We start from the raw sequence: 18,101 nt of genomic DNA, 5'->3' as shown, positions 1-18,101 counted from the left end.
CCGACTATACGGCGGTGTCCGCGCGCTCCAGTTCCGGCAGGAACCGAGGACGCATCGGCAGCGGGCCGTCCGGACCGCCGGTGAACGAGATCTGCCGCCGCACCCGCTGATCCGACACCGCGTCGAATTGCAGCTGCTGGGCGAAGGTGGCGACCACCAGCGCGGCCTCCATGTTCGCGAATCCCGAAGCGACACACATTCTTTTGCCGGCACCGAACGGCATGGTGGCCCGCTTGTGTTCGCGCGCTACGTTTTCCGGCAGGTACCGGCTCGGGTCGAACTCGTCCGGCCGATCCCACACCCGCTGATTGTGGTGTGATCCGTGGATCAGCGTGATCACCGTGGTGCCCGGCTTGATCAGGTAACCGCCGAGCGCATCAGCCTCTTTCGCCGTCCTGGCCAGCCCGACCACCGGCGGCAGCACCCGCATGGTCTCGGCGACGACGGCCTGCGTCCACGGCAGCTGGTCGAGGTCGGCGGCGGTCGCCGGGCGCGTGCCGAGCACCGAGGTCACCTCGTCGCGTAGTCGCTCGCGGGCCTCGGGATGCTCGGAGAGCAGCTGCCACACCCAGGTGAGCGCGGTGGCGGTGGTCTCCATGCCCGCGCCGATGAACGTCATCAGCTCGTCGTGGATCTCCTGATCGGTGTACTTGTAGCCGGTTTCCGGGTCGGACGCGTCGATCAGCGCGGCGAGCAGGTTGTCCTTGCGGGTGATCCGGCCCGCCCGGTGATCGGCGATGAGGCCGTCGACCACGCGCTCGGCATGGCGCAGGTCGCGCATGCTGCGCGGCTCGATCACCCATCCCGCGGCGCGCATCACCCGCATCGGCAACCGCGAATTCCCGGCTTCGTCGCGATGGCGGCCGCGCCGGTGCAGCCACGTCGCGACGTGATGCAGCGGATGGCTGAGGTTCGTCATGAAGCCACGGCCGAAGAACCCCAACAGCCGGTACAGCACCACCTCCGACATCGGCCCGGTGATATCGGTGCCGAACATCGTCCGCGACGTGACATCCAAAGTGAGCCGGTTCATTTCGGCATTGACGTCGACCACGCCATCGCCCGCCGACAGCTCCCGGATCCGCGCAACGGCATCCCGCGCTGCTTCCACCATCACCGGCGCGAACCCATCCACGTTGCGCTTGGCGAAGATCGGCTGCACCAGCCGCCGATTACGCTGCCACAGTTCATCATTCAGGTCGGTTACCAGACCGCGCCCGAACGCCACCGCGAGCATGTCGTAGTCCGGACTCTTGGTGTAGTTGTTCTGATTGGTCACCAGCACATGCCGGGCCAACTCCGGGCTGCGCACGATGACGAACTTCGCGAACGGCACCCGGGCCACGATCACGTCATCCTGTCCGGGAAAGTTGGTCACGTAATCCAGCACGGTGTGATCACGCACCCTCGGCAGGATCCCCACCGACAGCTTCACCGACTCCCACCAGGTCACCGGGGTGTTGTGCCATCGGATGAACGTCGGCGCCCAACGGGGCGGGTGCAACGTCGAATCAACGGCGGAATCAACAGAATCGACATCGGCCATAGCGGGCTCACCTTGCCTACACACTCATGTGGGACGTGCTGTCCCACTCAGACTAGTGAGACACTATGACTCGGTCAATGGGGGAATATCGCCGACCGAACGGGGTCGAGAAACAGCACAGCCCGGTAGGCCATCGATGGCCTACCGGGCTGTTTCGGCTCGGACTCCGAGCGAGAGTCGGGTGCAGAGGGCGGCTAGTTGGGCGTATCGCCCTCGTAGTCCATATCCGACGCCTGATCCTCCGTGGTCGCCGCGGCGTCCTCGGTCGAATCCGGCTGATCAACGTTCTCGCGGTCCACTTCGGTGTCATCGGGACGGTTCGTACCGGGTTCAGTGGTCATGGCCTCGTGCATGCCCGATGCGGTCATGTTCAAACCGTGCCGCCTACACGACGTCGACGCGCACTCCCGTCGCGCGGATCGCCGCCACCGCCACCGGGTCCGCGTCGGTATCGGTCACCAGGGCGTGCACCTGCTCGATGCTGCAGATGCGGGCCAAGGCCGTGCGCTCCAGCTTGTCGGCGGTAGCGACGACCATGACGTGGCGGGAGCGGCGGACCATTTCGGTGGTGACGCCCGCCTCGTCGATGTGCCTGCATTGCGCGCCGCCCTCGGCGGAGATGGCGTTGACACCGAGGATCAGTTCGTCAAGGCGGAGTTCGGCGAGGGCGCGTTCGGCGAGGGGGCCGTGCAGCTCGTAGGACTCGCGGCGGGCGACGCCGCCGAGCACGACGGTGCGCATGTGCGGGCGCAGCACCATCTCGCCCGCGATATTGAGCGCGTTGGTGACGATGGTCAGCTGTTCGTCGCCGGTCATGCCCAGGTCGGTGCGTCCGGCCAGGGCCCGCGCCACCGCGGTGGTTGTCGTGCCACCGTTCATCGCGATAACGGCGCGCGGATCCACCAGTGACGCAGCGTGTTCCGCGATCCGCTGCTTGGCCTCCCCGCCGGTCTGCCGGTAGCGGGCGGGCAGGTCGTAGGCGACCGAGGTCGCGACGACGCCGCCGTGCGTTCTGGTCGCCAACTGCTGTTCGGCCAGGGCGGTGAAGTCGCGGCGGACCGTCGCCGAGGACACACCGAGGCGCTCGGCGGCCTCCTCGACGGAAAGTCGCCCGGATTCGGCGAGCAGTTCGAGCAGCCGGTTCCACCGCTGCGGGCGGTCGGTCGGTCCGGTCATCTCACACCACCCCGCGGCGTTCGCGACGGGCCCGGCGGAGGTAGCGAAGCGTCACCACGGAGGGACCCGCGAACGCCGCCAATCGAACACGCCGACCTGCTGTTTTTCTAGGCACGCGAACAATCTGATCACAGGCACGCTGCCGACCGTAGAGATTCCGGTGCGGCAATGCCAAGCGGCGCCGCCTCAGCGGTGCATGGCCGACGCGCCGGCCAGCGGCACCGTGAGGAACGAGGCCGCGCCCTCGGTGCGCTGAATGTCGTAGACGCCGCCGAGCAGTGCCGGGTAGTCCTTCGGGTTGAAGATATGCGTCGGCGCATCGCCGGAGCCGATCGTCACCTGCAACCGGTGACCCGGCTGGAAGACGTGGAAGGCCGGGCGGACCTTGACGTTGTACTCGGTCACCTGGCCGGGGATCACCGGCAGCATCGACTCCCTGGTTCCCGGATGAAACGCGCCGAGCACGCTGCCATCCGGTGCCCGCCACGTCCGCTCCTCGTCCAGCGCACGGAAGTTTCCGGCGAGTTGCCCATCGGTCAGTGCGATGGCCGTGCCGTCCGGCGCGATGTCTTGTACCGTCACGCTGAACGCCGAGGCGGGCGTGTTCGAGACGGCGAAAAGGGTGGCGCCGATCGGCCCGCCGAGCACGGTCGGCTCGGTGAAGGCGTCGGTCGTGTACTGCGGATTGTCCAGCAGCCCAGGCACATCCGGGTGCGCGGGGAACTGCCCGCACGGGTCGTCGACGCCGACCATCGTGGTGAGCAGCTCGTACACCCCGGAGAAGTTGCGGGAGAACGAGGAGTTGCAGATGGTGCCGCCATTGACCGGACTGAAGGTCACCCGGTCCGAACCCGACTGGGCCACCGGACGATCCGGCGCCAGCCGGCCACCGGCTTCCAGATACAGATTCTGCGTGGGCGTTTCCCGCATCGGATAGGTGGCACTCTCGATCACGTTGCCGTTCACGTCGATCGCGTGCAGCGGCGTCTTCGTCTCGTCGATACCGTTGCGGTCGTTCTTCAGCCACCGGTCGAACCAGGCCAGCTGGATGGCGTGCATATCGATATCGGTGTTGCGCTGCACCCCGGGCTGCACGTGAAACCAAGGGCCGATGAGCATTTGGAAGCGGCCGCTGGACGGCGCCGTCGCGGCCATCGGGCCGTTGTGCGAGCGTCCGGCATACGCGTTCTGCAATCCGGCGAAGGTGCGCGGCGTGCCGTCCTGCAATAGGTCGTACTGGCCGCCCACCAGATAGGTCGGAATGTCGTTCGCCGCTATCTGTTCCACCACATTGTCGATCGCGCGCGACTCCCAGTACGGGCTGTTGTACGCCTTGTCGCCGTCGAGCAGTGCGTTGAACACCGAATGCCAGGTGCCGTCGGCCCGGAAATGCGAGATCAGGTGGTCGACGAACACGCTGGCCAGCTTGTCCGGCTCCCGGTACAGCCCGAGGATCGGATCGAGCTGCGGCAGCAGGGTGATCGGGAATTGCAGCATCGAAGCCAGGAAGGCGGTGTTGTAGAACCCGTCGTGGTCCAGCAGATCCTGGAACGCGTGGTTGCCGGGCATCAGCGGAAAGAGCGCTTTGACCGGCGAATCCGGTTCCAGCACACCGGCGGTGAAAAGTTCGGCCATTCCGAGATACGACAGACCCCACAGGCCGATCTCGCCGGTCGAGTTGGCCAGTCCTGCGGCCCAATGGATTACTCGTTTGGAATCCTCTCGCTCCTGCGGCTGCAAGATGCTCCACTGCCCACCCGACGAGCCGGTGCCCCGAATGTCCACGATCACGCTGATATAGCCGCGCTTGACGAAATAGTCCCCATAACCGGCTGCGTCGCTGATCTGTTTTGCCACGTCGATGACGCTGGGCAGCGCGTTCTGCAGGAGCGGGCCGAGCCCATCGTAGGACAGCAGCCGCATGAAGCCCGCGCTGTCCTTGCCGTACGACGTCTGGGTCAACATGATCGGGAACGGGCCGGGCGCGGGCGCGCCGGAGGCATCGGTCGGATACCGGACGTCCGCGCGCAGCACCACGCCGTCGGCCATCGGCAGCTCGACGTTCTTCTGCTCGCCGACGCCGTACAGCTCGGGTCCCGGATTCCACCCCTCGGGCAATCCGGTCCGAGCATCCGCCTTCGGGAACCCGTCGGCAGGCACCGGTGCGGCGAGCGCAACGGGCGCCGCTATCGGTAGCACCGAGGAAATCGCGAGGATGCCGACCGCGATTCGCGCCGCGATCGAGGTGGCCGTGCCGAATCCACGGCGGGGAGCCCGCCGCTTCAGCCAACTATCGGTCATCATCATTGATCACCCATTCGATCCGCGCGAGCGGTCTGCTCACGACCATTTTCGATATTGATGGCGATCCAGGCCGCCGACGCAGTGACCGGGGTCACCATATTGGTAAGTCATCTTTTCAGATCATGTGCGGAATGTCCAGCACCTGTCCCAGACGATTGAGTTCAGCCTGCGGTCAGCTCCCGGCGCAGCAGTTTGCCGGTGCTGGTGCGCGGAAGTTCTTCGAGGAAGGTGACATCGCGCGGCACCTTGAACCGCGCCAGGTTCGCCTTCACGTGCGCGCGAACCGCATCGGCATCCAGTTCTCGACCGGGGTGCCGCACCACGAAAGCCGCCAGCCGCTGGCCGAATTCGTCGTCCGGCACCGCGACGATCGCCGCCTCGGCAATGGCAGGGTGGGCATACAGCAGCTCCTCCACCTCGCCGGGAAAAACATTCTCGCCGCCGGAAACGATCATGTCGTCGTCGCGTCCGTCGATGAACAGCCGCCCGCCCGAATCCCAGTGCCCCACATCGCCGGAGGACAGCAGACCATCGATGACGTCCTTGTTACCGCCGCCGGAGTACCCGGCGAACGACAGCATGCTGCGCACGTAGATGGTGCCGCGCACACCCGGTTCGGTGACCACCTTGCCGTCTTCGTCGTAGAGCCGGACCGTACACACCGTCGGCGGTTTGCCGACTGTCCCGGACGCCGCGCGCCAGTCCGCGGGCGTGGCGATGGCAGCGACGCCGACCTCGGTCGAGCCGTAAAAGTTGTAGAGCACGTCGCCGAACACTTCAGTGGCCGAATCCCCCAGCGCGGCAGGCAGAGCCGAGCCCGCGCTGAATACGATGCGCAGGCTGTCGGTGTGGTATTTCGCCAAGACCTCGGGGCCGAGGTCGAGTATCCGGCGCAGCATGGTAGGCACCAGGACGAGCACCTGCGCCCGATGATCGGCGACGTCGGCCATGGTCGCCTCGGCGTCGAATCGCCTGCGCAGCACCACCGTCGAGGCCAGCGATAGCGCCAGGATGAACTGGTTCAGCGCGGTGCCGTGGAACAGCGGCGCGGCCAGCACCAGAGCCTGGTTGCGGCACAACGGAATACGCTCCAGCAGCGCGGCCGCCGCGAGCGGTGACCTGACCTCGCGCGGTACGCCTTTCGGCGTCCCGGTGGTGCCGCCGGTCAGCAGCACGAATCCGCCCTGCCGCGGCGGCGGGGCCAGTTCGGCGGTGTCATTGCCCGCGATCAGCTCGCCGACGGTGGCCGTGCCGTCGACCCCGATGCCGTCGTGCACGGCGAGCACCCGCCGCACCTCCGCCGGTAGCACCCGCAGCAATGCGGTGAATTCCTGGTCGTACACCACGGCATTCACGCCTTCGCGCGCCGCGACATCGGCCAGCTGCGGGCCCGCGAACCCGGTGTTGAGCAGCACCAGCCGCGCGCCGATCTTCGCGGCGCCGAGCATGGTGTCCACCAGCTCGCGCCGGTCCCGGATGAGCGCGGCGATGGTGTCGCCAGGCCCGAGTCCGAGCCCGGTGAAGCCGCGGGCCAGCGCGTTACCGCGAGCCTCCAGCTCGCGGTAGGTGAGCGGGCCGAGCTCATCGATCAGCGCCACCCGCTCCGGCTCCCGCCGCGCCGACATCCGCACCGGCCCGGCGATGCCGCCGAACTGCCGGACCGCACGGGAGGCACGTACCAGGTCGGCCGGTGCGAGCAGGTTGAGCACGCCCGCGCGTTGCAGCACGCCCACCGAATGCAGATTGACCACCAGCGCGCGAACGGCACTTCCGATGGAGGACATGAACACTCCGTCCAGAGAATCGTCGACTCCCTCGAATAAGGGAGTCGACTCGACTGTAAGAGGTTTCCGCAAATTCGGCAAGACATCTTTTCAGATGCTGGCCCGACCGAACCCACGGTCGACTCAGCCAATTTCAGATCAGGTGAGAGCGAGCCCGGAGTTCACGAAATACGCGATCTCCTCGCATATTTCGTCCACGCTGATGACCGAATCGGGCACCGTGCTCTGCACCAATTCCTGGGCGAGCGAGTTCACCGCACCGATCACCGCGAGCGCGAAAAGATCGAAACGCCTCGGCTTGGCCTCGCCGCGCTCGACACCGCGCTCGGCCTCGCTGATCAACAGCGCGGAAAGCAGGCGTCGCTGGTCTCGGCGCCACTCCTCGACCGCTTGGCTCACGCCGACCACTTCGACATAACAGACCCTGGCCGAACGATGATCCGCACAGGTCACCGAGAGATAGGCGCGGAAGCCTTCGACGACCCTGGTCGAGAGCGGATCGTTCTCGGTTTTCGCCAATGTCTCCAAGGCCCGCTCGACCGCGCGCGAAGTGGTCCGGTTGGCCAACGCGATCAGCAAAGCCTCACGGCTGCCCATATCTTCGTAGAAACTGCGCGTGGAAACATTGGCTACCGCGCAGAGACGCTCGATGGAAGTGGCAGCGTAGCCCTGGGTTCCGAATAATTCGAGGGCGGCATCGATCAATCGGGTCTGCCGCTGCGCCACCCGTTGTTCCCGCGACAGCCCGCCGTAGCTGCGACCGTCCTTCGATTCTTCTTCCCGCCGTGCCACCGTTCGATGCTACCTGTTGACCCGCCGCGGCCCCGGCACGGACATCGGTCCGCGCCGGGGCCGTCGGCTCACTTCTGCTGGCCGATGGCGTATCCGACCAGGGCCTGCGCCATGGGCGGCAGTATCTCCGACAGGCCCTGCCCGAACTGGGGTTCGCCAATGGTGCTCACCGGACTGGTAATCGAGCAGCCCTGCGGTGCGGCGACGCCGTTGAGCCGGTCTTTCAGCCAATAGAACGCGCCGGCCAGGTGCGAGAGGACACCGGAGATATGTTCGGCGGCGAATTCCCGGACGTAGGTCACGCTCGGCGCACCCTCGGCGCAGTATTTCTGCACGGTCGCGTCGGTGCCCGCGATCGGAATGAGCTCGTCGTTCTGCGCGTGATAGAAGTAGATCGGCACGGTCGGCTTCTGCTGTCCGAGTGAGTTATCCGCGATCGCGTCCCGAATCTCCGGCAGCGCCAGCGGATCGCCGCCCTGAAAGGTGCCGAAGTAGTTGAATCCGGGGAATAGGATTGCACTTTGCGGATGGCACAGCACCTTCTTGGACGCCATGACGAATTGCCCGAGCAGATCGACCCTTTCGCGCATCACCCGCTGCATCTCCGGGTATTCGGTGGAAATACCGACGATCGCGGCCGCGATGAGCCCCGCGTAGACGCCGCCATTGTTGTGCCGTACCACCCCGGCATAGTCGCCCGCCGCGACACCGCCCGCGGCGATGCCGACAATATTCAGTTCGGGCGCATAGCTTTCCTTGATCTCCGGAACGAAGGCCGACGGGATAGTGCCGCCCGAGTAGCCCCACAGCGCCGCCGGAGTTTCCGACCCGCTCAACTGAGCGGGCGCGAAGTTCTCGGCGGCACGAATACCGTCGAGGGTCGCCTGCGCGTTCATCCGCGAGGCGCCGTACGCCGAATTCGGGCCCTGATAGTCGGGCATCGCGACCGTCCAGCCCTGCCCGAGACCCGCGGCGATCGGGATGAGCGTTTCCGCCGCGTTCACGTAATCGACGGGGATGGCACCGGATTGGGCCACATATGACGGTGCGCAGTACTGCGCACCGCTGTCCTCGGCGATCTGATACGACAGCAGTTTCGACCCGCCCGCGGGCGCTGGGCCGCGCGGTTTCAGGATGGTGGTGACCGTGGAGATCGGCTCGCCATGACTGTTCGTGGTGCGGTAAAGCAGTTGCCACGCATCGACATTCAGCTGCAGGATGCCCATGAACGCCGGATAGATCGCCCGCGCGCGCAGGATCTCGCCCGGCTGTGCCGAGGCGACCACCCCCGCCGCCGGCTTGTAGAAGTCGTCGAGTTCCGGCGGCAGGGTGAGCGCGGGTGCCGGTTCGATGCGGACACCCTCCTGCTCCGCCGGCGCCGCCTGCCCAGAACCAAGTGCCGTCCATGCCGCCATCAGCGCGATGACGCCGAGGACGACGACGCGCCCACCATTGCGCACGCTCATCGAACAACCTTCCCGTTACCGCTCGCTACCGATAATGGTAAGATATATTTTCAGATAACCGGCAAGAAGTCCAGACTCAGACAGTGGTTCGGTTCACAACGTGCCAACGACGGGTGGTGCAGCACACCACCCGCCGGGACGGTTTACTTGACGCTACCCGCGGTAAGGCCCGCGACCAGGCGCTTTTCGATCAGCGCGAACAGGATCACGACCGGGATGATACCGACCGTGGAGATAGCGAACACGTATTGCCATGACGTGTCGTACTGGCCGATGAACTTCGTCAGCGCCACCGAAAGCGGCTGGTTCTCGGGGGTGGTCAGCACCACCAGGCTGGCGGCGAACTCGTTCCAGCAGGAGACGATGACGAAGATCGTCGCGGTGACGATGCCCGGCCACACCAGCGGCAGGCTCACCCGGAGCAGGATCTGCCAGCGGCTCAGCCCATCGAGCATCGCGGCCTCCTCGATCTCCACCGGAATGGAGGCGAAGAAGCTGTGCAGGATCCACACCGCGAACGACAGATTGAACGCCGCGTTCACCAGGATCATCGCCAGCCAGGTGTCGTTGATACCGACCGCGAAGAACTCCCTGATCAGACCGGTCACCAGCACGGTCGGCTGCAGCATCTGGGTGATGAGCACCAAACCGAGGAACACCGCGCGACCCGGAAACTTGTGCCGCGCCGTGTAATACGCGGCCGGAACCGCGACGAGCAGCACCAGCACCGTGGCGCACACCGAAATGATCACCGTGCTGGCCAGATTGAACGGCAGCGGCGTCTCCGGGGTGTCCCACATGGTGGCGTAGTTGTCCGGGTGCCACGTCTCCGGGATGTATGTCGGTGGGATGCGCAGGATTTCGGCACGGTTCTTCAGCGAGCCGAGCACCATCACGATGAACGGCAGCAGGAACAACGCGGCGAGCACCACGCCGACCGCGGTCAGCTCCCAGCGACGCCGTTTCGCTCGCGGGCCGGGACGCTCGGCCGAATCAACCACTCCCGTCGCACCCGTAACCTTCTCGAGGTGCGCAACATCCGCCGCGGTCATCAGTCGATCTCCTGTGTCATGCGGGACACCCGCACCCGGTCGGTCGTCGAGTGAGGCTGCGCTTTTATCACCCGTCGACCTCCTGAGTAGGCCGGATCACCTTCACGTAGATCGCGATGATGACGATGATCAGCACGAAGTTCAGCACGCTCATCGCCGCGGCCGTGTCGACCTGCTGATTCTGCCGAATCAGCTTGAACATCAACGTGGTGGTGGTGTCGGCCTGGAATCCCGCGATACTGCCGGTGATCACCTGCAGAATCGGCAACGAGTTGAACGAGTTGATGATGTTGATGATCGTCGCCACCGCGATGGCCGGACGCAGCTGCGGCAGCGTGAGAAAGCGGTAGCGCTGCCAGGCACTCGCACCGTCGACCCGCCCTGCCTCACTGATCTCGGCTGGAATGGATTGCAGCCCGGCCAGAATCGTGTACGTGGTGAACGGGATCGAGACGAACACCGCGACACCGATCGCGACGAGGAACGCGGGCGTCGGCTGCTTGGTGAAGCCGTAACCCCGGTCGAGCAGGCCGATGTCGACCAGGAACCGGTTGGCGATGCCGACGTCGGGATCGAGCATGTAGTAGAAGATCGTCGTCGTCATCACCACCGAGGCCGCCCACGGCACCAGAACCGCCATCCGCACCGCGGTGCGGCCGGGGAAGTCCTTGTTGAGGAACTGGGCGAGCCCGGCCGAAAGCACCAGGGTGATCAGCACAACGGCGACAACCCAGATCACCGTGTGTGCCAGTACCGAGCCCAGCTCCGAAATCCCGAACAAGGTGCGGAAATTGGCCAGTCCAGCCGCGCCCCGGTCTTGACCGTAGGCGCTCAGATCTCTGGTACTGGTCCACACCATGTAGCAGGCGGGAAAGGCGACGATAGCCGCGATCAAGACCAGCGAGGGTCCGATCCACGGTATCGCCGCCAGAGTTCCTTTCCGTCGCACGCTATTTCGCGGCTTCCTGAACGCGCTGCAACACCTGGGCCGGGTCGGTGCCCTGAGCGATGGTGCCGATCTGCTGGCGGATGGCGCCTTGCGCCGCAGCCCATTTCGCGTTGTTGCTCGGGTAGAACTGGGCCACCGCGAGGGTCGAGCCGAACGCCTTGGTCACCGGGTCCGAGGCCAGCTTGGCGGCCGCGGTGTTGGTGATCGGGATGAAGCCTTCGGTCGAGACGAACTTCGAGTAGACGTCGGCGCCGTAGAAGAAGTCGAGGAACTTCTTGATCGATTCCGTCTTCTTGCCGTCCTTCTTGAACGCCATCAGGTGATCGGCCACGCCGAGCGTCACCGGCGTGCCGGACTTGGTCGGCGTCGGCGCGGTGGCGTACTTCAGGCCGGGGTTCTTCGCGGCGATCTGGCTGATGTTCGGGGGCAGGCCCTCGATCATGCCGATCTTGCCCTGGATGAACGCGTTGATGACGTCCTTGCGGTCGGTCGCGCCCGGATTCGGCTGGGTGACACCGGCATCGGCGATCTCCCGCATCGCGCGAACGCCCTCGAGGTTCGCCGGGGTGTCGATGGTGAGCTTGTCACCCTCGGCCCACTGGCCGCCCGCACCGAAGGTCCAGATGGAGGTTTCGCCCTGCGCTTCCTCGCTGCCGAGCGGCAGACCGTAGCCGGACACACCGCCGCCGAGCGCCTGGATCTTCTTGGCCGTGTCGGTGAGCTCGGCCCACGTCTTCGGCGGCGCGGTGACGCCCGCCTTGGCGAACAGATCGGTGTTGTAGAACAGGGTGCGGGTGGAGGCGAACAGCGGCAGCGCGTACTGGGTGCCGTTCAGCGACGCGTTCTTCGCGAAGCCGGGCTGGATGTCCGAAAGCACCTGCGGCGAGACAACTTCCGAGGCGGGGTAGAGCTGGCCGTCACTGGCGAAGCTGGCGTAGGCATCGATGTTGAGGATGTCCGGGGTGGTCGACTTCGACTGCAGCTTGGTGCGCACCACGTCGTTGATCGAGTTCCAGGACTCGATCTGCAGGTTCACCTTGATGTCGGGGTTCTGCTTCTGGAAGTCCGCGATGATCCCGTCCCACAGCGCCTTCGTACCGTTGGCCCCGTCGCTGTAGGCCGGGGCTAAAAAGTTGATCGTGTTGTCGGAATCGGCGTTATCTTTCGAGCCGAACCCACAGGACGAGATCGCCAGCGCGAGGCCGGTGAACATCGCGACCCCCGCAAGCACGCCGTGGAGTGGTCTTTTCACGAGTAGAACCTTTCAAATTTGCACACCGGGCGCCACTGGACAGCCGATGATGGGATCGAACTGATCGACCGACTATCAACATAGACCCAAGTTTGATCATATGTGACCGATTCGCTCGTAAATTTGACATGAACGATCACCGGGCGGATTCTGTTGTGGTGCCGATCTCCGCCGAACCCACGCCTGTCACCCATCTGGCCAACGAAGTAGCCACCCAGCCCGACGACTGGGCGCGCGCCGAAACGATCGCTGCCGAGCATCGCGACATCCTCCCCCACAAGGGCGAGCGAGTCGCCGTGATCGGTTGCGGCACTTCCCTGTTCATGTCCAAAGCGATCGCGGCATTGCGCGAGGGCGCGGGCCACGGTCTGACCGACGCATGGCCGGCCAGCGAGGTCCGCTCCGGCCGCGAGTACGACCGTTACCTGGTGATCTGCCGGTCAGGCACGACCACCGAGGTGGTCAATGCCATGCGGGACATCCCAGCACACATTCCACGCACCGTCATCTGTTCCAGTCCCGGCACCCCGGTGCTCGAGCTCGGCGACCCGATCCTGATCGACGAGGTCGACGAGGAGTCGGTGGTGCAGACCCGCTTCGCCACCACCACCCTGGCGATCCTGCGCTGGCACCTCGGCGAAGATCTCGCCCCGGTGATCGAGCAGGGGCGCAAGGTGCTCGCCGAGGATCCGGCGGTCTCGCTCGCCGACGTCCGCCACGCCGAGGAGATCAGCTTCGTCGGCATGGGCTTCGCCGCCGCCATCGCCGAGGAATCCGGGCTGAAGCTGCGCGAATCCTGCCAGTCCTGGACCGAGTCCTACCTGGCCACCGAATACCGGCACGGCCCGGTCGCCATCTCGGCGCCCGGTCGCGCGGTCTGGGCCTTCGGCCCGCTGGTCCCCAACTTCGCCAGGGACATCGCAAGCACCGGTGCGCATTTCGAGCACCGCGACATCGACCCGATGGCTGATCTGCTCCGCGTCCACCAGCTCTGCGTGCTGCGCGCGGCCGACCTCGGCCTCGACCCCGACCACCCGCGTGGGCTCAATCGCTCGGTCGTCCTCGACCAGTGATCGGACCGGCCCGGTGAAACTCGACCCCGCTTTACCAGGCAGCACGCCGCGCGACGCACCGGGAACTACTGTGCGGAGCATGGGAGTGGTGCAGGACCCGACGGCCGATAACGAAGTGTCCCCGACCAGTGCCGCCCGGCCCGCGGCCGGGACTGCCGGGTCGACCGCGGCGGCTCACCGCGGCGGCACACCGGCGCGTTCGGCTGCGGGATCGCCGCAGCCGGACGCGTTGGCCGAGGACGCGCTGGTGCTCGGACTCGATGTCGGCGGCACCACCATCAAGGGCGAGATCACCGATGCCGTGGGCACCGTGCTCGCCGTCGGCACCGTGCTGACGCCGCACGGCGAGGCGGCGTTCGAGGTGATGGGTGCGCTCGGTGATCAGTTGCTCGCCGAACTGACCGAAGCACAACGCGGCCGCGTCGGCCGGGCCGCCGTAGTGCTGCCCGGCATCGTGGACACCGTCCGATCGATCGCCGTGTTCAGCAGCAATGTCGGCTGGCGAGACTTCGAGGTCGGCGACCGGTTCATCGATCGCTGGGGTATCCCGGTATTGATCGAACACGATGTCGCCGTGGCGGGTTGGGCCGAATGGCGCTTCGGCGCCGGGCGTGGCTACGACAACGTCTGCGTGGTCATCCTCGGCACCGGCATCTCCGGCACGCTGTCGGTCGGCGGGCGGCTGCTGCGCAGCAGCTACGGCCAGGTCGGCGAATACGGCCATATCCCGGTTCGCGCCGACGGCCTCCCCTGCCCGTGCGGCAACACCGGCTGCGTCGAAACCGTCGCCTCCGGTGCGTCCATCGCGCGCGCCTACACTCGCCGCACCGGTCGTGAAATCAGCGGCGCCGCAGAGATATTCGCCTTGGTAGCTACCGACGCCGATGCCAAGGCGGTGCTCGCCGACGCCGTCGACGCGCTCGCCGACGGCCTCATCGGCATCGTGCACGCCGCCTGCCCCGAACTGATCATCCTCGGCGGCGGGCTGGCCGGCGCGGGCGCGGCATTGACCGAGCCACTCCATCAAGCCATTGCCGACCGACTCCGGCTGGTTCCGGCTCCGCATGTCGTGCTCGGGGAATTCGGCGCACGCGCCGGGCTGACCGGGGCCGCGCTCTTCGCCAGGCAAGGAGCCCTCGCATGAGCGACGCCGCGCCTTCGTTCGTGAAATCGGCTGCCGACAGGCCAGATCCGTCATGTCGGGTCCGGCGGATTCGTCGGGTCCGCGCTGTTCACCAGGCAAGAGGCTCCAGCACGATCGGCGCCAGGCAGTTACTTGTCGAGAACCGCTCTGGCTCGCCGCTGCTGGTCGTGAAATCCGCTGCTGGCAAGCTAGATTCGCAACGAAGCTCGGCAGCGTCGAGGTCAGGCATCTCGCGCGCGTCGGCCACCCCGAATCGGCTCGACCTGCACCGGCTCGTGACCTCGCCGGTCGACACGGCTATCCCTGCTCGGTTCGCGGCGGCCCGGCGGGTGCCCCTGCTCGGCTGTGGGGAAGTGCTCGCATGGTGACCGAATTGGTTGTTCGCGGGCGGGTCGTCTCGGCGACCGCTCAGTTGGACGATGGTGTTGTCACGGTCGTGGGCGATCGGATCGGTACTGTGCTGCCGTTCGCGAAGTGGGTTGCGGCGCATCCGGATTCGCCGGAGCCCGCTTTTGCGGGGACGCTGCTGCCCGGGCTGGTGGACATTCACAATCACGGCGGGTTCGGGCATCGGTTCGACACTGTCGATGTGGCGGAGGCGCGGGCGGCGGCCGAGTTTCATCATGCGAGCGGGTCAACGACGGTAGTGGCGAGCATTGTTACGGCGGACGCGGCGGACATGGTCGCGCAGACCGCCACCTTGCGGGAGCTGGCTTCCGCGGGCCTGCTCGGCGGGATACATGCCGAGGGACCGTTTCTTTCCGAAGCACGTTGCGGGGCACAGGATCCGCGGTTCTTGCGAGATCCGGATCTCGAGCTGACCGATCAGCTGCTCGTCGCAGGCGGTGGGCATCTTCGGGTCATGACGCTCGCTCCGGAGCGAACCGGTTATGACGCTGTCGCGCGACGGCTTACCGAGCACGGCGTGCTGGTATCGCTGGGGCACAGCAACGCCGACTACGCCTCGTTCTTGAAGGCTTTGCGGCCGAACGGGTTCGGTTCGCTGATCACCCACCTGGCGAACGGCATGCCGCCGCTGCATCACCGCGACCCAGGTCCAGTCGGCGCGGGACTGGTCGCCGCGGCGGGCGGGCACGCGACGGTCGAGCTGATCGGGGACGGCGTGCATGTCGACCCCGGCTTCGCCGCGCTGGTGTTCGCGACCGCGCCAGGCCGGGTCGCGCTGATCACCGATGCCATGCAGGCGGCCGGGTTGTCGGACGGCGAGTATCAACTCGGTCCGCAATCGGTGACCGTGCGGCAAGGGGTTGCCAGGATCGCGAACGGCTCGATCGCGGGCGGCATCAGCACGCTGCTCGATTGCGTGGCCCGGGCGGTGCGCGAGTCGGGTGTCGCGCTGGCCGACGCGGTGCTCGCGGCGACGTCCACCCCGGCGGCGGCACTCGGCCTCGCCGAGGTCGGTGACCTGCGGACGGGCTACTTAGCCGACCTACTGATCGTCGGCGAGGGTCTCCAGTTGCGCCGGGTGCTCAGGCGAGGACAGTGGTTGTCGTGATCCTCACCGTGACGATGAACCCCGCCTACGACATGACCTACCGCGTCGAGCACTTCGAACGCGGCCAGGCGCATCGGGTCCGCTCGGTCGAACAGCGCATCGGCGGCAAGGGCATCAACGTCACCCGGGTGCTGAACCAACTCGGCAAATACGCCAGGGCGACCGGCTTCGCCGACCACGCCTTCGCGGCCGCCGCCGAGCTGGAGATGCCGGTCGACTTCGTGCACGCCCTGCCCTGGGTCCGGCGCACCGTGGTGATCAGCGAATCCGAGGACGGCACCGCGACCGCCCTGTGGGAGCCCGGCGCCCGCGTCTCCAATCCGCACGCCGCCGAACAACTCGCGGTCCGCGTCGCGGGCATGCTGCCCGACATCGACGGCCTGGTCATCTCCGGGTCGCTGCCCGGCGGCATCGCGGCCACCCTCCCCGCCGAGATCGCCCGCACCGCCATCGCCGCCGACGTGCCGACCATCTGCGACGTCGATGGCGAGGCGCTGCGTCTTGCCGCGCAGATCCCCGGCATCATCCTGATGCCCAACGGTGATGAGCTGCACCATCTCACCGGCATCAAGCCCGCCACCGCCGCGGAGGTCGTCACCGCGGCCTACCCGCTCATCGAGAGCGGCGTCCGCGCCGTCATCGCTACCCGCGGTGCCGACGGCATGGTCGCCGTCACCGCCGAGGGCGCCTGGGTCGCCACCCTCCCCGAGCCCCTGGCCGGAAATCCCACCGGCGCAGGCGATTCCGCCACCGCTGCGGTCATCGCCGCGCTCACCGAGGATCCGGTCCCCGACTGGCCCGCCATCCTCGCCGACGCCGTCGCCACCTCCGCCGCCGCCGTGGTGATCCCCGTCGCAGGCGAGATCGACCGCTGCCTGCGCACCCGCATCGCGCCCACCGTCCGCGTCACCCCGCTCGACCTGCCCACCCGCCAAGAATCCGCCCCGTGAGCCACGAGTCGCCGCTGCGCCGTAGCACCGGTCGATACGGCCGGAGTCTGTACACCCTCGCCCGCGCCGCCTCGTCGAGCGGTCGGGCATGTTGAGTATCAGGAGAGATACCGATGCCGCTGACGCCAGTTTCCGACTTGATCACCGCCGCGAGACCGGGCGGGCTCGGCGCGTTCAACGTGATCACCCTGGAACATGCCGAAGCCATCGCGGCGGCCGCGGAATCCGCGAAACGACCTGCCGTGCTACAGCTTTCGGAGAACACCGCGAGCTACCACGGTAGCCTCGCCCCGCTCGCCCTCGCCTGCCTGCGCATCGCGGCGGACAGCAGCGCCGACATCGCCGTCCACCTCGACCACGCCACCACCCCCGAATTGATCCGCGCCGCAGTCGATCTCGGCATCCGCTCGGTCATGTACGACGGCTCCACCCTCGACTACGCCGCCAACCTCGCCAGCACCGCCGACATCACCCGCTGGTGCCACGAACGCGATGTGCACGTCGAAGCCGAACTCGGCGAGGTAGGCGGCAAGGACGGCGCGCACGCCCCCGGTGTACGCACCGACCCCGACGAGGCCGTCGAATTCGTCGCCGCCACCGGCGTGGACGCGCTAGCGGTAGCCGTCGGCTCCTCGCACGCCATGCACACCCGCACCGCCACCCTGGACAACGACCTGATCGCGCACCTCGCCGCCAAGGTCCCCGTCCCGCTGGTCCTGCACGGCTCCTCCGGCGTCCCAGACGAGGGCCTGCGCGCCGCGGTCGAACACGGCATCACCAAGGTCAATATCGCCACTCGCCTCAACGTCCTGATGACCGAGGCCATCCGCGCCACCCTCGACACCTCCCCCACCCTCTCCGACCCCCGCAAGTACCTCACACCCGCCCGAACCGCAATCCAAACCGAGGTAACCCACTTCCTCCACCTACTCGCGCGATAGAAGCATGCGGTCGGCGACGCCAGGAGTAACGCCGCCGACCGCGGGGAGGGATGAACCGGGCCAGCCGATCCACCAAAGTCCCCACCGAAACGGATACACCGCGTCGAACGGGACATGGTGGCGGCTCCACTCGGACTTTTCCGCCACTATGTCCCG

At 66.7% G+C, this 18,101-nt stretch carries 16 protein-coding genes; 6 read left to right on the top strand and 10 right to left on the bottom strand.

Annotation, left to right across the window (positions count from 1 at the left end):
• Positions 1-4 precede the first annotated feature (4 nt).
• From ACIA8C_RS30235 to ACIA8C_RS30190, 10 genes are all read right to left on the bottom strand, one after another.
• Entirely contained in the window at positions 5-1,546 is a 1,542-nt protein-coding gene (locus ACIA8C_RS30235; protein ID WP_397140556.1) for a cytochrome P450, read from the bottom strand.
• A 194-nt stretch (positions 1,547-1,740) separates the two neighbouring features.
• Positions 1,741-1,914 (bottom strand): hypothetical protein, encoded by a 174-nt coding sequence (locus ACIA8C_RS30230; protein WP_397140554.1) that lies wholly within the window; start codon positions 1,912-1,914, stop codon positions 1,741-1,743.
• A gap of 16 nt (positions 1,915-1,930) precedes the next feature.
• A complete protein-coding gene (locus tag ACIA8C_RS30225) occupies positions 1,931-2,722 on the bottom strand; it encodes a DeoR/GlpR family DNA-binding transcription regulator (protein WP_397140552.1) in 792 nt (263 codons plus the stop codon).
• 186 nt (positions 2,723-2,908) lie between these two features.
• Positions 2,909-5,026, bottom strand: coding sequence for a CocE/NonD family hydrolase (locus tag ACIA8C_RS30220; RefSeq protein ID WP_397140550.1), 2,118 nt, complete (start codon positions 5,024-5,026; stop codon positions 2,909-2,911).
• A gap of 161 nt (positions 5,027-5,187) precedes the next feature.
• Complete coding sequence (locus tag ACIA8C_RS30215) at positions 5,188-6,810, bottom strand: AMP-binding protein (protein ID WP_397140548.1); 1,623 nt, start codon at positions 6,808-6,810, stop codon at positions 5,188-5,190.
• A 138-nt stretch (positions 6,811-6,948) separates the two neighbouring features.
• A complete protein-coding gene (locus ACIA8C_RS30210; protein WP_397140546.1) occupies positions 6,949-7,602 on the bottom strand; it encodes a TetR/AcrR family transcriptional regulator in 654 nt (217 codons plus the stop codon).
• 68 nt (positions 7,603-7,670) lie between these two features.
• Complete coding sequence (locus ACIA8C_RS30205; protein ID WP_397140544.1) at positions 7,671-9,068, bottom strand: lipase family protein; 1,398 nt, start codon at positions 9,066-9,068, stop codon at positions 7,671-7,673.
• A 143-nt stretch (positions 9,069-9,211) separates the two neighbouring features.
• The gene (locus ACIA8C_RS30200; protein WP_397140542.1) at positions 9,212-10,120 is read right to left on the bottom strand and encodes a carbohydrate ABC transporter permease; all 909 of its coding nucleotides are present in this window, start codon (positions 10,118-10,120) and stop codon (positions 9,212-9,214) included.
• A gap of 67 nt (positions 10,121-10,187) precedes the next feature.
• Positions 10,188-11,015 carry a carbohydrate ABC transporter permease gene (locus ACIA8C_RS30195; RefSeq protein ID WP_397140540.1) on the bottom strand — a complete coding sequence of 276 codons (828 nt, stop codon included), beginning with the start codon at positions 11,013-11,015 and terminating at the stop codon, positions 10,188-10,190.
• 55 nt (positions 11,016-11,070) lie between these two features.
• Positions 11,071-12,321, bottom strand: a complete 1,251-nt coding sequence (locus tag ACIA8C_RS30190; RefSeq protein WP_397140538.1) for an extracellular solute-binding protein — start codon at positions 12,319-12,321, stop codon at positions 11,071-11,073.
• A gap of 128 nt (positions 12,322-12,449) precedes the next feature.
• On the opposite strand from ACIA8C_RS30190, the gene ACIA8C_RS30185 reads away from it, so the two are divergent.
• From ACIA8C_RS30185 to ACIA8C_RS30160, 6 genes are all read left to right on the top strand, one after another.
• On the top strand, positions 12,450-13,394 hold the full coding sequence (locus ACIA8C_RS30185; protein WP_397140536.1) for an SIS domain-containing protein: 945 nt from the start codon (positions 12,450-12,452) through the stop codon (positions 13,392-13,394).
• A gap of 79 nt (positions 13,395-13,473) precedes the next feature.
• Complete coding sequence (locus tag ACIA8C_RS30180; RefSeq protein ID WP_397140534.1) at positions 13,474-14,538, top strand: ROK family protein; 1,065 nt, start codon at positions 13,474-13,476, stop codon at positions 14,536-14,538.
• On the top strand, positions 14,535-14,906 hold the full coding sequence (locus ACIA8C_RS30175) for a hypothetical protein (protein WP_397140532.1): 372 nt from the start codon (positions 14,535-14,537) through the stop codon (positions 14,904-14,906). The genes ACIA8C_RS30180 and ACIA8C_RS30175 overlap by 4 nt, the downstream gene beginning before the upstream one ends.
• On the top strand, positions 14,900-16,054 hold the full coding sequence (locus ACIA8C_RS30170) for an N-acetylglucosamine-6-phosphate deacetylase (protein WP_397140530.1): 1,155 nt from the start codon (positions 14,900-14,902) through the stop codon (positions 16,052-16,054). The genes ACIA8C_RS30175 and ACIA8C_RS30170 overlap by 7 nt, the downstream gene beginning before the upstream one ends.
• Positions 16,051-17,004, top strand: coding sequence for a hexose kinase (locus ACIA8C_RS30165; protein WP_396991426.1), 954 nt, complete (start codon positions 16,051-16,053; stop codon positions 17,002-17,004). The genes ACIA8C_RS30170 and ACIA8C_RS30165 overlap by 4 nt, the downstream gene beginning before the upstream one ends.
• A 113-nt stretch (positions 17,005-17,117) precedes the next feature.
• Entirely contained in the window at positions 17,118-17,945 is an 828-nt protein-coding gene (locus ACIA8C_RS30160; RefSeq protein ID WP_397140528.1) for a class II fructose-bisphosphate aldolase, read from the top strand.
• Positions 17,946-18,101 lie beyond the last annotated feature (156 nt).

Origin of the sequence: Nocardia sp. NPDC051321 (genome assembly GCF_044455225.1) — a bacterium.
Taxonomy (GTDB): domain Bacteria; phylum Actinomycetota; class Actinomycetes; order Mycobacteriales; family Mycobacteriaceae; genus Nocardia.
The sequence above is the reverse complement of the archived record's forward strand: the minus strand, read 5'-3'. Positions and strand labels throughout refer to the sequence as shown.